Annotated in this window: 14 protein-coding genes; 13 read left to right on the top strand and 1 reads right to left on the bottom strand. The window is 57.7% G+C overall.

Features of this window, described 5'->3' with window-relative positions:
- On the top strand, positions 1–366 hold the full coding sequence (gene uraH, locus LC343_RS11260; RefSeq protein WP_223477199.1) for a hydroxyisourate hydrolase: 366 nt from the start codon (positions 1–3) through the stop codon (positions 364–366).
- Here uraH and LC343_RS11255 read toward each other — a convergent pair.
- Positions 363–1,340, bottom strand: coding sequence for a glycosyltransferase (locus tag LC343_RS11255; protein WP_223477198.1), 978 nt, complete (start codon positions 1,338–1,340; stop codon positions 363–365). The genes uraH and LC343_RS11255 overlap by 4 nt on opposite strands.
- 419 nt (positions 1,341–1,759) lie before the next feature.
- Between LC343_RS11255 and LC343_RS11250 the strand changes: the two genes are divergently transcribed.
- From LC343_RS11250 to LC343_RS11195, 12 genes are all read left to right on the top strand, one after another.
- Entirely contained in the window at positions 1,760–2,254 is a 495-nt protein-coding gene (locus LC343_RS11250) for a FecR family protein (RefSeq protein ID WP_223477197.1), read from the top strand.
- 891 nt (positions 2,255–3,145) lie between these two features.
- Positions 3,146–3,868, top strand: a complete 723-nt coding sequence (locus LC343_RS11245; RefSeq protein ID WP_223477196.1) for a tyrosine-protein phosphatase — start codon at positions 3,146–3,148, stop codon at positions 3,866–3,868.
- The gene (nusG, locus tag LC343_RS11240) at positions 3,858–4,571 is read left to right on the top strand and encodes a transcription termination/antitermination protein NusG (RefSeq protein WP_223477195.1); all 714 of its coding nucleotides are present in this window, start codon (positions 3,858–3,860) and stop codon (positions 4,569–4,571) included. The genes LC343_RS11245 and nusG overlap by 11 nt, the downstream gene beginning before the upstream one ends.
- Positions 4,572–4,751: 180 nt before the next feature.
- Positions 4,752–5,966, top strand: coding sequence for a sugar transferase (locus LC343_RS11235; RefSeq protein WP_223477194.1), 1,215 nt, complete (start codon positions 4,752–4,754; stop codon positions 5,964–5,966).
- Between the two features lie 150 nt (positions 5,967–6,116).
- Entirely contained in the window at positions 6,117–6,548 is a 432-nt protein-coding gene (locus tag LC343_RS11230) for a MarR family EPS-associated transcriptional regulator (protein ID WP_223477193.1), read from the top strand.
- A 34-nt stretch (positions 6,549–6,582) separates the two neighbouring features.
- Positions 6,583–7,674, top strand: coding sequence for a GDP-mannose 4,6-dehydratase (gmd, locus tag LC343_RS11225; RefSeq protein ID WP_223477192.1), 1,092 nt, complete (start codon positions 6,583–6,585; stop codon positions 7,672–7,674).
- A gap of 36 nt (positions 7,675–7,710) precedes the next feature.
- On the top strand, positions 7,711–9,132 hold the full coding sequence (locus tag LC343_RS11220) for a mannose-1-phosphate guanylyltransferase/mannose-6-phosphate isomerase (protein ID WP_223477191.1): 1,422 nt from the start codon (positions 7,711–7,713) through the stop codon (positions 9,130–9,132).
- Between the two features lie 121 nt (positions 9,133–9,253).
- Positions 9,254–10,009 carry a glycosyltransferase family 2 protein gene (locus LC343_RS11215; RefSeq protein ID WP_223477190.1) on the top strand — a complete coding sequence of 252 codons (756 nt, stop codon included), beginning with the start codon at positions 9,254–9,256 and terminating at the stop codon, positions 10,007–10,009.
- A gap of 19 nt (positions 10,010–10,028) precedes the next feature.
- Entirely contained in the window at positions 10,029–10,979 is a 951-nt protein-coding gene (gene fcl / locus LC343_RS11210) for a GDP-L-fucose synthase (RefSeq protein WP_428982548.1), read from the top strand.
- A gap of 36 nt (positions 10,980–11,015) precedes the next feature.
- The gene (locus LC343_RS11205; protein WP_223477188.1) at positions 11,016–11,318 is read left to right on the top strand and encodes a hypothetical protein; all 303 of its coding nucleotides are present in this window, start codon (positions 11,016–11,018) and stop codon (positions 11,316–11,318) included.
- 408 nt (positions 11,319–11,726) lie between these two features.
- Positions 11,727–12,278, top strand: a complete 552-nt coding sequence (locus LC343_RS11200; protein ID WP_223477187.1) for a hypothetical protein — start codon at positions 11,727–11,729, stop codon at positions 12,276–12,278.
- Positions 12,275–13,705: a lipopolysaccharide biosynthesis protein gene (locus LC343_RS11195; protein WP_223477186.1), complete on the top strand. Its 1,431-nt coding sequence runs from the start codon at positions 12,275–12,277 to the stop codon at positions 13,703–13,705. The genes LC343_RS11200 and LC343_RS11195 overlap by 4 nt, the downstream gene beginning before the upstream one ends.
- Positions 13,706–13,716 lie beyond the last annotated feature (11 nt).

Below are 13,716 nucleotides of genomic sequence, written 5' to 3'. Positions count from 1 at the left end.
ATGCCCGGAAAACTCTCGACCCATGTGCTCGACACCGCCACCGGAAAGCCGGCGCAGGGCATGCGCCTGACACTTTATGCGGCGAAGTCGGGTACAGGCGATCTCGAAACAGTCAAGCAGGCCGTCACGAATGCGGATGGACGCACGGACGAATTGCTGCTGGGCGCTGACGAAATGAAGGCCGGGGTCTACGAAATCCATTTCGAAGTGGCGGCTTACTATGGGCAAAAGGGCGGCGTGGAACAGGCCGATACGCCGTTCCTGGACGTGGTTCCGATCCGTTTTGGGATATCGGACACCAACTCGGGCTATCATGTCCCGTTGCTGGTCACACCCTGGAGCTACTCCACCTATCGCGGAAGCTAGATTCGGCCGCTTTCCGGCGGTGGCGGTTCCTTGAGATAGGCGAGGCGCTTCGCCTCGCGGCGACCGTGGGTGACGGTGTCGAGAATGAACCCTGTAAAGAGGCTGAGAGCGGACAGCAGCATGATCGATGCCGCAAGGACCGCCGTCGGCAGACGCGGCACGAGCCCCGTTTCGAAAAACTCGATGATCACGGGTGTGGCGATGCCAATCGACAGCAGGCAGAAGGCCGCGGCGACCGCCGAGAAGAATGCGAGCGGCTTTTCGTTGCGCAGGAACCAGCCGATCAGGCGCAAGATCCTGAAGCCGTCGCGGAACGTGCTGAGCTTGCTTTCCGATCCGTCCGGGCGCGCACCGTAAGGCGCTTCGATCTCCGCGATCGGCAGGCGCAGGTCGAGGGCGTGGATCATCAGTTCGGTTTCGATCTCGAAATTGCGGCTGAGCGCAGGAAATGTCTTCACGAAACGGCGGCTGAATCCCTTGTAGCCCGACAGCATGTCATTGGTCTGCTTGCCGAAAAGCATGCCGACGGTGCCTGTGAGCATTCGATTCCCGAACACATGCGCGGGGCGATAGGCACCCGACTCCGTATGCGCGCGCGCGGCGTTGACCATGTCAAAGGGTCCGGTGCGGAGCATTTCGAGAATACGCGTGGCGCTTTGGGCATCATATGTGCCGTCCCCGTCCACCATGATGTAGAGATCGGCCTCTATGTCGGCGAACATGCGCCGCACGACATTGCCTTTGCCCTGATTTCCCTCGTGCCTGACGATGGCGCCGGCCTTGGCGGCGATTTCGGACGTGCCGTCCGTCGAGTTGTTGTCATGCACATAGATGCGCGCGTCGGGCAGGGCCGCCTTGAAATCCCTCACGACCGCCGCGATCGTCGCAGCCTCGTTGAAACAGGGGATCAGGACGGCGATGGTCGGCGACAAGGCCCGACCGAACTGTTCCAGTGACAGCTTTTGGATTTCCATGACGGGGGGTTCCCCTTCGCGAGAGCTTTGCGTGGGTCATGGCATAAAAGCCCCGTCAAAACCGTTAACGGCCGGCGAGAGGGCTTTTTTGTTTTGGCAACCGGTCCTGCAGGCAAGTGAAATGATGCTGCCGGTGGTCTGCTTAAAAAACTGGCGCGCGCGCTGAATCTGGCGCTTTCTTAATCCGGCGTTTCCGGTTTGGCGTCGTCATTCGTGCCCGGATCCGCGACTGACAGAAATATTTCGTTTGCTGACGTCAGGGCACGTGTTGTGCTTTTGCTACAATCACTCACGTTTGCTTTACTGAACGCAAAACTTCGGAAATCCGAAGAGGTTAACTGTTGATCAGCAACTGCTGTGCATGATACCTCAAAATCACGGAATCAATTATTTATTTGAGGATCTGGGGGTCCGCTCGCATGAACACGATCAAAGCCTTGTTGGCCGCGTCATTGTTGGCAGCTACAGTCGGGCCTGTCTTCGCGCAGCAGGAATGCACCTGTAAAATCCCGCTCACCGATGGCAGCAAGGAGATCGGCGAAATCGCCGACGGTGCTGGTGACGTTCGCGCGATCGATTTCAGTGGGGCATTGTCTGGCGCGAAGGCCGGGCAACCTCTTTTTCTTGGTTCGCGGGTTGTGACCGGCACCGACGGGACGGCACAGATCTCGATCTTCCCAACCAATGACACGGCGGATAATGGCTGCCGGTTCACGATGGATGTGAACTCGGAGATGTCGATTTTCGCCAGCGACACGGAAATCTGCGTTGCGGCTTATCAGTCCCAACCGGCCTCGACGACTGCGTCGGGCGGAAATGGCCAGGCTGCAGCGGCGCTTCTTATCTTGGGCACCGTTGGTGGCGTGACCGCGATCGTGGTGAGCGGCGGCGACAAGAAGACGAGCGCCCAATAACGCTCGGTTTACAGCCTTTGCGACTTGTTGATCGGCCGGGCTCTTTCGATCGCGGCCGTTTTCATTTTCGGTTTCCTGATATTTTCCCTCGATATTCCAGTCACTTGATCGGTGCGGTGCGCTCACATTCCGCTGCGCGGGGGCTTCCGCAGGTTCTGGCCTATAAGATTTCGTGAATTGTACAATCCCGGCGCATCCGGCTTGTTGCATGGCACAAGAGCCGGACGGCGAATCAAGTTTCACAACAGCTTGGCATTGCACGTTTAAGGCGACAGCTAGGTTGGGGGGTAAAACCTGGAGTGTTTGAACCGATGAAAACGATCTTGATTTTGGCCGTCGCGACATTTGCCGCCGCGGGCCCGGTGGCGGCGCAATCGCTTGACTGCGATTGTGCGACGCAGTTGCCGCAAGGCGCTGCGGCCGGCGAACTGACGCGTATGACAGGGCGGGTCCTCGTGTCGACGGATGGGGGGCTGGTCCCTGCGCAGCAGGGAAGTCCGCTTGTCGTTGGCTCGCAGATGATAACCGGGCCGGCATCATCCGCCGATCTTGCTCTTGGCGACTGTTCCATGTCGGTTGCCGCCAATTCGGAGGTTTCGATCCTCGATTCGCGCGGGCAAATGTGCGTGAGGGTGAGCGAAGTTCCCACAACCGCGTCGACATCGCCTGGGTTCTGGCAGAATTGGGGTCCACTCATCGGGTTTAGCGCGCTCGAAGCGGGTTTGACTATTCATTTCGCCACAACCGATGGCGGCGACAAGAAGATGAGCGTTGAGTAATTGATCGCAGTCAAGGTCGACAGGACGTCGATGCCTAAGTTATGCAGGAGCATCCGGGACCGGTAACGCAAAGACGGGCCGCCGGACAATTTGCGAATTCGACAACCGATCCATGATTGATCTGCACGCTCATCTCCTGCCTGGCATCGACGACGGGGCCGACACGATCGAGACTGCGCTGAAAATGGCGCGGATCGCGGTTGATGACGGAATTACTCATATGGCCTGCACGCCGCATGTGACGCCAGGTGTTTATGACAACACCAAGCCGGATATCCTGAAGCGCATCGCCGCGCTGCAGCAGCGCCTTGACGAGGAAGCGATCAACCTGTGGCTCCTTGCGGGCGCAGATATTCATGTCGCACCGCATCTCGATGAGCGGTTCAGGCGCGGCGAAATCCCGACCCTGAATGAGACCCGCTATTTCCTGTTCGAGCCGCCACATCATGTTCGCCTGCCGGGCCTGGTGCAATTCGCCGGCGTTCTGATCCGCGCCGGTTACTATCCGATCGTCACCCATCCGGAGAGGTTGAGCTGGATAGAACAGCATTATCAGACGGTGCTCGATCTGAAAAAGGCGGGCTGTCTTATCCAGTTGACGGCAGGCGCGGTAACGGGGCGGTTCGGATCGCGGGTAAAATACTGGTCGGAGCGAATGCTCGATGAAGGCATCGTCGATGTGATCGCCACGGATGCCCATGATCCGCGCCGGCGCCCACCGATCATGTCGGAGGCACGCGATGCGATCGCGGCACGTCACGATGATGAGCTGGCGCTCAAGGTGACGGAGGGCATGCCGCTGAAGATACTGGCAGACAAGGATCTTGCGGCATGACCAGTTACAGGCCTGCGGACAAGGGTCGGTGTGGCGGACATGGCAACATGTTGCCGGATTAAATATTTCAGGTTGCGCTATACCGTGGGTTGTCCTTATTTCTGTCCGGGTTGTGGGCAGAGCGGGATTCTTGCCGGGCAGGGCGAGTGATGAAATACCGGGAAACCGGGAAAGGGTGCGAAGACGCATGGCAACGCACGAGATCGCCGGTAGGCCACGATGGTATGTGGTGGCCACCAAGCCTGCGCGCGAGTTCTTCGCCGCCGGCCAATTACGCAACCAGGGTTTCGAGGTGTTTTCTCCGAAGCGCAAGGCGACGATGCGTCGTGTGCGAAAACTTGTGACACGCGCAAGGCCGCTTTTCCCCGGCTATCTCTTCGTACAAATGCGTCTCGACTCGATCCGCTGGCGCGCGATCAACGGAACGCTGGGCGTTAAGTTCATTCTAAGCCAGGACGAGCGGCCGGTACCGCTTCCCCAAGGCTTCGTGGAGGCGATCATAGCTCATGCCGGATCGGACGGCATGGTGACTTATGCGCCGGATCTAAAAGTTGGCGACAAGGTCACTTTGATGGCGGGACCGTTTGCAAACGAGATCGGCGAATTGATCGCGAAGGATGATCGCGGCCGTGTCGAGGTGCTGATGCGTTTCGTCTCCTCGGTGGCGGTCAAGACGACACAGGACAATTTGTTGCCGGCATGACATTTCAACCGGCCGAAAAGCAGCGGCCGGACCCGAAAGTATCATCTGGGCGCAAGCGGCGGATGGAGAAAACGGACCGAAAAGATGAACACTTCTTTCTCGTTGTACCATGCTCGCTCGGAGACGACGCGCGGCCGAGAAAGTCGAATACCGCGTTTCGTCATGCGGATGCGGTTTCAATTGCCGATCGCGCTTCTGCTCTGCGTTGTCGTGCCGGTGCTCCTGAGGGGGCAGTATCAGATCTTCGGGCGGATGCCGGATACGGTCTTTTTTGCCGCAACAGGGGCCAGCATCGCAGTGATCGCCGCGTTCATTCTCGTCCGGCGACTTTATAGTTTCCCGGGTATCCAGACGGGGGCCTATACGCTTGTCACGGTGAGCTTGCCCTATGCCGCGCTCGCTGTCACATTCCTGATCTTCCGTTTCGACTATAGCCGCTTCATCCTGATTGCGAGCTATGTCTTCGCGCTTGGCTGGTTCACGGTGATCCAGTGGATCAATGAACGCGTGGTTCGCCCGCATCTCGCGGTCGTGCCGGGCGGCAATGCCGATGACGTGCTGGCGATAGACAGGGTGCGCTGGACGGCGCTGCCCGCCCCGGATAGTCCGTTGCCGCATGTCGGGGGCATCGTCGCTGACCTTCGCTCCGATTTGAGCGATGAATGGGAAAAGTTTCTGGCCGATACGACTCTTCGAGGCGTTCCCGTCTATCACACCAAGCAGGTGATGGAATCGCTGACTGGCCGCGTGCAGATCGAACATCTTTCCGAGAATACTTTCGGGTCGCTCCTGCCTAATCTGATCTATATCCAGGCGAAACAGGTCGTCGACTGGGTGGCGGCCTTGATCCTTCTGCCTTTTTTCGGCCTGGTCCTGGCGGTCGTAGGCCCGATGATCCGTTTGACATCCGATGGCCCTGTCTTTTTTCGACAGCCGCGGGTCGGCTATCGCGGCGAGGAAATCATTGTCTACAAGTTCCGCACCATGACCGATAATAAATCCGGTCACGGTGACCGGGAGGCGGCGCAGACCAAGGATGACGATGGCCGCATCACGTCGGTCGGCAAGGTCCTGCGCAAATACCGCATCGACGAACTGCCGCAGATCATCAATATCCTGAAAGGCGAGATGAGCTGGATCGGTCCGCGTCCAGAGGCGGTGCCTTTGTCCGTCTGGTACGAGGAGGAATTGCCCTTCTATCGCTATCGTCACGTGGTGCGTCCGGGGATTTCGGGCTGGGCGCAGGTCAATCAGGGCCATGTGGTTGCTTCCGATGACGTACTTGAGAAGCTCTATTACGATTTTTTCTACATCAAGTACCTGTCCTTCTGGCTCGATTGCCTGATCGTTCTACGCACCATCGAGACGATGATTCGAGGGGTCGGGTCCAAGTAAGACGGTCGCCTGTCGCACAGCGGTCAGATTGTTGGCTTAAACCGATACCTGCGAAGAATTTGGAGTTGCAAGTCCACGCGGAGGAGTTAGTGTTCACGCGTGAACGCTTACGATGTCGTTTCGCACATATTGCCGAAAAGCTGATCACGAGTGGTCGTTGAAGCGACCCTCGCTGCGGTAGCTTTTGTCGATCTCCCAGCTCATTCTTTCTCCTCGATGACATCAGACAGGATCAGCGAACAGCGCGAGGATGTCCGCTTTCGAGTGCTCAGAATGCTCGAAGACAATCCCGATTGTTCGCAGCGGGATATCGCCCGGCAACTGGGTGTGAGCCTGGGTGCCGTGAATTTTTGTCTTAATGCGCTGATCGAAAAGGGGCATGTGAAGGTCAATAACTTCCGCGCCGCCGACAACAAGCTCAGATATGCCTACCTGCTGACGCCCAAGGGGATATCCGAAAAAGCGGCGCTGACCTCGCGGTTTCTGCGGCGCAAGCTTCGCGAATACGAGTCGTTGAAACGCGAAATTGAGATGCTCCAGGGAGAGCAGAGCGTCCAAAATATTTCGCTTATGAGCGATTAGTGTCCAAGATAGATCCAGTAAGGATGGAACTCAGATGACCAAAACGGCGCTCATAACAGGCATTACAGGCCAGGACGGCGCTTACCTTGCCGAGTTGTTGCTTGAAAAGGGCTATCACGTACATGGAGTCAAACGGCGCGCTTCGTCATTTAATACCGGACGAATCGATCATCTCTATCAGGATCCTCACGAACGCGATGTTCGTCTGAAGCTTCACTATGGCGACTTGACCGACGCGACCAATCTCATTCGCATCGTCCAGGAGGTCCAGCCCGACGAGGTCTACAATTTGGCCGCTCAGTCGCATGTCCAGGTGAGCTTTGAAACTGCGGAGTATACGGCGAATGCCGATGCACTTGGTACGTTGCGACTACTCGAAGCGATCCGCCTGTTGGGGCTTAAAGAGAAGACGCGCTTCTACCAGGCGTCCACATCCGAGCTTTACGGCAAGGTGCAGGAAATACCGCAGTCGGAAACAACGCCGTTTTATCCGCGTTCGCCCTATGCGGCGGCAAAGCTCTACGCCTATTGGATCGCCGTCAACTACCGCGAAGCATACGATATCCATGCGTCGAACGGCATCCTTTTCAATCATGAAAGCCCGCTGCGCGGCGAGACCTTTGTGACGAGGAAGATCACTCGGGGCGTGGCCTCTATTTCGCTTGGGCTGCAGGACCGGCTCTTTCTTGGAAATCTCGATGCCAAGCGTGATTGGGGGCATGCCAAAGATTATGTCGAGGGTATGTGGCGCATTGTCCAGCGGGATGTGCCTGATGACTATGTGCTGGCGACAGGCAGCGCGGTTTCAGTTCGAGACTTTGTCGAGGCGGCATTCGGCGAGGTCGGAATTGGAATCGAATGGAAAGGCACCGGTGTCGACGAGATCGGCGTGGAGCAGAAGACGGGCAGGGTCCTCGTTTCGGTCGATCCGCATTACTTTCGTCCGACCGAGGTCGATCTCCTCATCGGAAATCCGACCAAAGCGAAGCAGGTCCTAGGCTGGGAGGCGAAGACGTCGCTTACAGATATGGTGCACGAGATGGTGCGTTCGGATCTGGATACGGTCAGGCGTGAAGCCGAATGGCGTCGTCTCGACGAAGAGCATGATCGGCATGCCGCTGAATAAGCCGATCTTGTGGTAGCGATCGCAAATAGTGAAGAAATGACCATCATTCCGATCATTCTGAGCGGTGGCGCAGGCACACGGCTCTGGCCAGTGTCGCGACAGTCGAAACCGAAGCAGTTCTTGTCATTCGGCAGCGAGCACTCATTGTTCCAGGAGACGGTACTGCGCTGTCGCTCGGATCTATTCGATCCGCAGCCTATCATTGTCGGCTCCGACGACCACCGGTTTCTCCTTGCTGAGGACCTTCTCGAAATCGGCGTCGAAGCCGATATCCTCTTGGAGCCGGTAGCGCGCAACTCCTGCGCCGCGATCGTCGCCGGTGCGCTTCAGGCATTGCGACGATCGACAAGTGCACGTGTCCTCGTGCTCGCTGCCGATCATTTCATTCCCGACGCCAACGCTTTTGTCGCTGCCGTTGATGCAGCCAGCGACGACATTGAAGCAGGACATCTGGTGACCTTTGGGGTCAAACCAACACAACCTTCGACCGCCTACGGTTACATTCTACCCGGGCATTCGCTCGGCAACGCATGCAAGGTCGACCGGTTTGTTGAAAAGCCTGATCGCGAACATGCACGGCGATACGTGGATGACGGCTATTTATGGAACAGTGGTAATTTCGCCTTCCGTGCCGATGTGCTGATCGATGAAGTGGGTCGGTATGAAACGGAAACACTCAAGGCCGTCACCAAGGCGCATGAGGGCGCAACGAACGATCTAGATTTCTTGCGGCTCGATGCCGATGCATTCGGAGCATCGCCATCGATTGCATTCGACTATGCCGTGATGGAACGAACCGACAAGGCGGCTGTAATGCCGGTCGATTACGCTTGGTCGGATGTCGGAAGCTGGAGTGCGGTTTCTACAACCGTTGAAGCCGATGACAATGGGAACGCGGTTGTCGGCAGCGGCGTTGTCCTCGATGGTCGGAACAATGTAATTCACTCCGAGGGCCGATTAACTACGGTGATCGGTGCGGAAGATATGGTTGTCGTCGCGACGCGTGACTGCGTTTTGGTAATGCCCAAAGATCGCGCCGAAGACGTCAAGCCGCTGGTCGCGCGTCTTGAAAAGGAAGACTGGACGGAAGCCACCGAGGCTTTGAAGATTTTCAGGCCGTGGGGCAACTATGAGCGTCTCGATTTCGATGATGGCTATCAGGTAAAGAGGATCGTCGTGAAGCCGGGCGGAGTCCTGTCTCTGCAGAAGCACCGTTATCGCGCTGAACACTGGATCGTCGTTCAGGGGCATCCTGACGTGGAGATAGACGGCGTTAAGCGTATCATGGAGCCGAACCAGTCGGTCTATGTGCCTCTTGGTGCCGTTCATCGCCTTTCCAACCGAGGCGAGGAGCCGGTCGTGCTGATCGAAGTACAAACCGGAAGTTATCTCGGCGAGGATGATATTATCCGCCTTGAGGATCGCTATAACCGCAACGATCGAGCAGAAGTCGCGTGAGCGCTCGATGCCCGGACACCGGGGCCGTTTTTAGTGGGATCCGTTTGCCTAGGAATCGCGGCGAGAAAGAGCTCCGAGCTTGGTTTACGTTCGGCACCACGGCGCAAATGTCGGTACGGCGATGAAAATCTCTGTTCTTACCGTATCCTACAATTCGTCCGCCACGATCTCGCATACGATTGAGAGCTTCCTGGCACAGGACCACAAAGAAAAGGAAATGATCGTCATTGATGGGGCGTCGCAGGATGGGACCGTCGATATCGTTCGGTCCTTTGCAAGCGACCAAATCACGCTGATCTCGGAAGCCGACGATGGCATGTATGATGGCTTGAACAAGGGCCTTGAGCGTTTCACCGGCGATGCGGTTGGCGTCCTCAACTCTGACGATTCCTATCATGACAGCACCGCACTCTCACGCATCGCTGATGGGTTGGGAAAGGCCGACATCGTGCATGGTCATCTCGATTTCGTCGCGGATCACGTCACCCGGAAACCGGTGCGCCGATGGCGCGCTGAGGCGCGGCCTCCGCGCGGCTTTCGAACGGGCTGGATGCCGGCCCATCCGACTTTTTACGTGCGCCGCGCGGTCGCAGAGCGGGTGGGAGCTTTCGATCTCTCGCTCAAGACGGCGTCGGACTATGATTGGATGCTGCGTGCCGTCGAGTTGAATGACCATTCGATCACCGCGATCGACCACGTGTTGATCGACATGCAGCAGGGCGGCCGGAGCACGACAAGTCTGTCGGCTCATCTGGCACATAACTGGGAAGCCATGCGTGCTCGCCGCAGGTGGCTGGGTGTCGGCTTCATAGACTACGCGCTGATCGCTAAGCCCGCCAGAAAACTCGGGCAGTTCGTCGGCGTGTCCCACTCATGACGGTCAGATGAGCGACATTTTGTACGAATTCTCCGGCCAGAAAATTTTTGTCGCCGGTCATCGCGGTATGGTCGGAGCGGCGCTCGTGCGACGTCTGGAACACGAGAATGTCGAATTGTTAACCGCTTCAAGCGGAGACCTGGATCTTCGCGATCAAGCCGAAGTGCGGCGGTGGATGGAGAAAAATAAGCCGCAAGCGATCTTCCTTGCAGCTGCAAAGGTCGGCGGCATCGCGGCCAACGATCGTTTTCCAGCTGATTTCCTTTATGACAATCTGATGATCGAGGCGAATGTCATCCATGCAGCTCACGAGTTTGGCGTTGAGAAACTGCTTCTGCTCGGCTCGACCTGCATCTATCCGAAGCTCAGTCCTCAGCCGATCCCGGAGGAAGCGCTGCTGACGGGGCCGCTGGAGCCGACCAATGAATGGTATGCGATTGCAAAGATCGCCGGGATCAAGCTCTGCCAAGCCTATCGCAGGCAGCATGGATCGGACTTCATAGCTGCGCAGCCGACTAATCTTTACGGGCCGGGCGACAATTTCGATCTGGAAACCAGCCATGTCCTTCCCGCCCTGATGCGAAAGGCGCACGACGCGAAGCGAAAAAACGCGCCGTCGATGACTGTCTGGGGGTCGGGCGCGCCGCTTCGCGAATTCATGCATGTCGACGATCTCGCCGATGCACTGGTTTTCCTGATGCAGACCTATTCCGGGGAGATGCATGTCAATTGTGGCACCGGCGAAGAAGTATCGATCCAAGCTCTCGCCGAGGCGATCAAGGCGGTGGTCGACTACGACGGCGAGCTTGTGTTCGACGCATCGAAACCGGACGGAACGCCGCGCAAGCTGGCCGACTCCTCGCGCCTACATGCGCTGGGTTGGAGCCACGCCATTTCTTTGCAGGAGGGCCTTGCCGACACCTATCGCTGGTTCCTGGAGAGCGAGCCGGATGCGCTGCGGTTTGTATGAGCCGGCGGTTTGTTCCTGCGGGTGTAGCTAACCTCGATGTCTTCGTCTGCCTGGCTTGGCCTGAAGTGCCTGTTCGCCGGCGGCATGGCGCTGGCACTGGTCTACGGACTGGTCTTGTCGCCGCCGACTGCGAAACTGACGCTGCTGTCGGTCCGCAGCGATCATCTCCTGCATGCGGCGACCCTTTCTTGCCTGACCTTAATCGGCGCGTGCCTATGGACGCCCGCCGGCCTGTTGGCGGCACTGATGGTTACTGCCGGCGGTCTCCTAGAATTCGTTCAGAGGCCCGTCGGTCGCGAGATGAGCTTCAGCGACTGGATTGCAAGCATATCGGCGTGACGGTCGGACTGGCAGCGTTTACAGTCCGTGCGGCGGCGACTGCCGGTCTGTAGGGGCGATGATTACCGCTCAAATGTCCACTGTTTAGCCGCTGGACTGCGGATCGCCACTCTCGAATAAGCCAACCGATAGTTTACATTATCGGGCGTTTGCTGCAGGAATGAGTTTTTCGAGGCCCTAACAACGGATGGCGACGATCAATTTCATGTTCGCGCAAAGCCAAACGGTGCCGGACTTATAGCTCTGGTGTGACTCCTGTTCACTTGAATTGAAATGATCTCATCCAAACTCAGGCTCCGAACCAAACGCTTGTTACAACGAGTGTTTCCGAGCAGCCGTTCGCCTTTGATCGTCGCGAGCATGGGGCGATCGGGCTCGACTTTAATTTGGGATGCTCTACGCGAAAGCATGGCCAAGAGGCGGTTTGGCCCGTTCCAAGGTCTTGGGATCAGAGTGGTCTCAGACTATGCGTGGAACCTAGATGAAACTAGCTTCGCTCAGGGGGTAGTTTACAAGACCCACGATCTTGCCCAGTCAATGCCGCGCGGCCTCGGGACGAAGGTGGTCTTCGTCTTCGGCTCCGCATCTGATGCCGCGCTCTCGGTCGTGTCCTGCCGTAACCGCTACGGCGAGGATTGGATAGAAGAGCATTTCGAGCACCTACATGCGTCTGGCCGCTTTGAGGACCTCGGCGAAAAGGACGTTTTGCGCTTTGAGGAGCAGATCGATGGATGGCTCAGCCTTTCCGGGGTGCCGCGAGCGATCATTCACTACGATGCGCTATGGGACTATTCCGATGACCTGTCGGCGTTTTGCGGGATCCCGATAACGCTGCCACCTCGCAGGCCACGGGTTGGAGTGAGTGAGTTCGACGCCGCTACCAAGGTCCGTTTCGAACGCACTTATGCTGCGCTGGACGAAAGAATCGGAGCGCTGCCAAGATTTCAGATACTCGAATGATCTGGAAGAAACGAGTACTCGGGGCAGTCATCTGGTCGGCTGTGGAGCAGGTCGGTGGGCAAGGGGTCAGCACGATTTTTCTACTGGCCTTCGCGCGGATACTAACTCCGGAAGACTTCGGCATCTTTTCCGCCGGCGCGCTGCTGGCTGGCTTTGCAGCCAAGATCGGCGTGTTTGGCCTGGATACGGTCATCGTCCAAAAAACTAAACTGGACGAACGAGAGTTCAGCACCGCCGTGTGGACAACGCTGCTAATCTCGGTGGCGCTTGGCTTCGCGTTGTCGGTCTCTGCTGCGCAGCTTGCATGGGTTTTCGGCGAGCCACGGATCACCGGGATCATCCCGCTACTTGCCATTGGGACTGTTGCCACCTCCCTGACGGCGACGCTGACCGGCGCGCTGCGTCGCGATCTGCGGATGAAGTCACTCGCCAAGCGTACGTTGATCGCCAATCTACTTTCAGGACTAGTCGCCCTTCCCTTCGTATTGTCCGGCTTCGGCTATTGGGCGCTGGTCGTACAGATGGTAGGCGGCGCAGTGCTGACGCTTGCGCTGACCTATGTCATGCTCGAATGGTCAATTCGGATAGGCTTCGACATCAAGGCGGCGCGCGAGATGCTCACTTTCGGCGCTTCGATCACTGGTGCGGATCTGCTGACGCATTACAATCGCGAAAGTCCAAAGATGTTTGTCGGCCTATTTCTGGGGGTCGACGCCCTAGGCATATTCTCTATGGGCATGCGGGTGATGAACCTGCTTCTGCAAGTTGTCGGCGTAGCCCTCACCAAGGTCACGCTGCCAGTTTTGGCAGAGGTCAACCGGTCTTCTCCGAAACGGCTAAAGGAGATATTCCTGCGGATCGTCCGGCTTGGCGGAGCGGCGATAGTGCCGATTTTCCTGCTCACCATCGTACTGCGCGACAGCTTGGTCGAGGTTGTATTGGGCCGGCAATGGGAAACTGTCGCGCCGATCCTCGCCTTCCTTGGCGGTGCTGGGCTGTTGACGGCGCTAAACTACATCAACGGATCGACGATCGTGGCCATCGGTCAGCCGTCGGCGCGGCTATGGTTCTCAAGCTTCCGCGCCGCGATTGGTACGATTCTGTTGGTTGCGGCGACGCCCTTGGGGGTGGTTTATGCTGCGGCGGCATTGTTTGTGCGCGGTCTAATCGTCGAACCAATGCAACTGGGCTACCTGCTGCGCAAGCTAGGAGCGAACAATTTGGACTATCTACGCAGCTTGAGAGGCATCCTGCTGGGCGCGATCGCGCTAGTCATCGTAGCTTCGGCATGCGTTGCCCTTCTATCCAGTTGGACCGCCACCGCGCTGCTCGTCGCTGCGGTAACGGTCTCTACCGCGTTCTTCATCGCGGTTCTTCTGCTAGCGGATCGTGAATTCGCACCGGAACTCAGCGCCCTGAAGAGCTGAAGGAACGCCCC

This window comes from Oricola indica (assembly GCF_019966595.1).
GTDB classification, from domain to species: Bacteria; Pseudomonadota; Alphaproteobacteria; order Rhizobiales; family Rhizobiaceae; genus Oricola; species Oricola indica.
The sequence above is the reverse complement of the archived record's forward strand: the minus strand, read 5'-3'. Positions and strand labels throughout refer to the sequence as shown.

What these genes read in the sequence shown, in the direction of transcription:
- uraH (WP_223477199.1), top strand. Translation starts at nt 1, where the DNA reads ATGCCCGGAAAACTCTCGACCCATGTGCTCGACACCGCCACCGGAAAG.
- LC343_RS11255 (WP_223477198.1), bottom strand. Translation starts at nt 1,340, where the DNA reads ATGGAAATCCAAAAGCTGTCACTGGAACAGTTCGGTCGGGCCTTGTCG.
- LC343_RS11250 (WP_223477197.1), top strand. Translation starts at nt 1,760, where the DNA reads ATGAACACGATCAAAGCCTTGTTGGCCGCGTCATTGTTGGCAGCTACA.
- LC343_RS11245 (WP_223477196.1), top strand. Translation starts at nt 3,146, where the DNA reads ATGATTGATCTGCACGCTCATCTCCTGCCTGGCATCGACGACGGGGCC.
- gmd (WP_223477192.1), top strand. Translation starts at nt 6,583, where the DNA reads ATGACCAAAACGGCGCTCATAACAGGCATTACAGGCCAGGACGGCGCT.
- LC343_RS11220 (WP_223477191.1), top strand. Translation starts at nt 7,711, where the DNA reads ATGACCATCATTCCGATCATTCTGAGCGGTGGCGCAGGCACACGGCTC.
- LC343_RS11215 (WP_223477190.1), top strand. Translation starts at nt 9,254, where the DNA reads ATGAAAATCTCTGTTCTTACCGTATCCTACAATTCGTCCGCCACGATC.
- LC343_RS11205 (WP_223477188.1), top strand. Translation starts at nt 11,016, where the DNA reads ATGTCTTCGTCTGCCTGGCTTGGCCTGAAGTGCCTGTTCGCCGGCGGC.
- LC343_RS11200 (WP_223477187.1), top strand. Translation starts at nt 11,727, where the DNA reads ATGGCCAAGAGGCGGTTTGGCCCGTTCCAAGGTCTTGGGATCAGAGTG.
- LC343_RS11195 (WP_223477186.1), top strand. Translation starts at nt 12,275, where the DNA reads ATGATCTGGAAGAAACGAGTACTCGGGGCAGTCATCTGGTCGGCTGTG.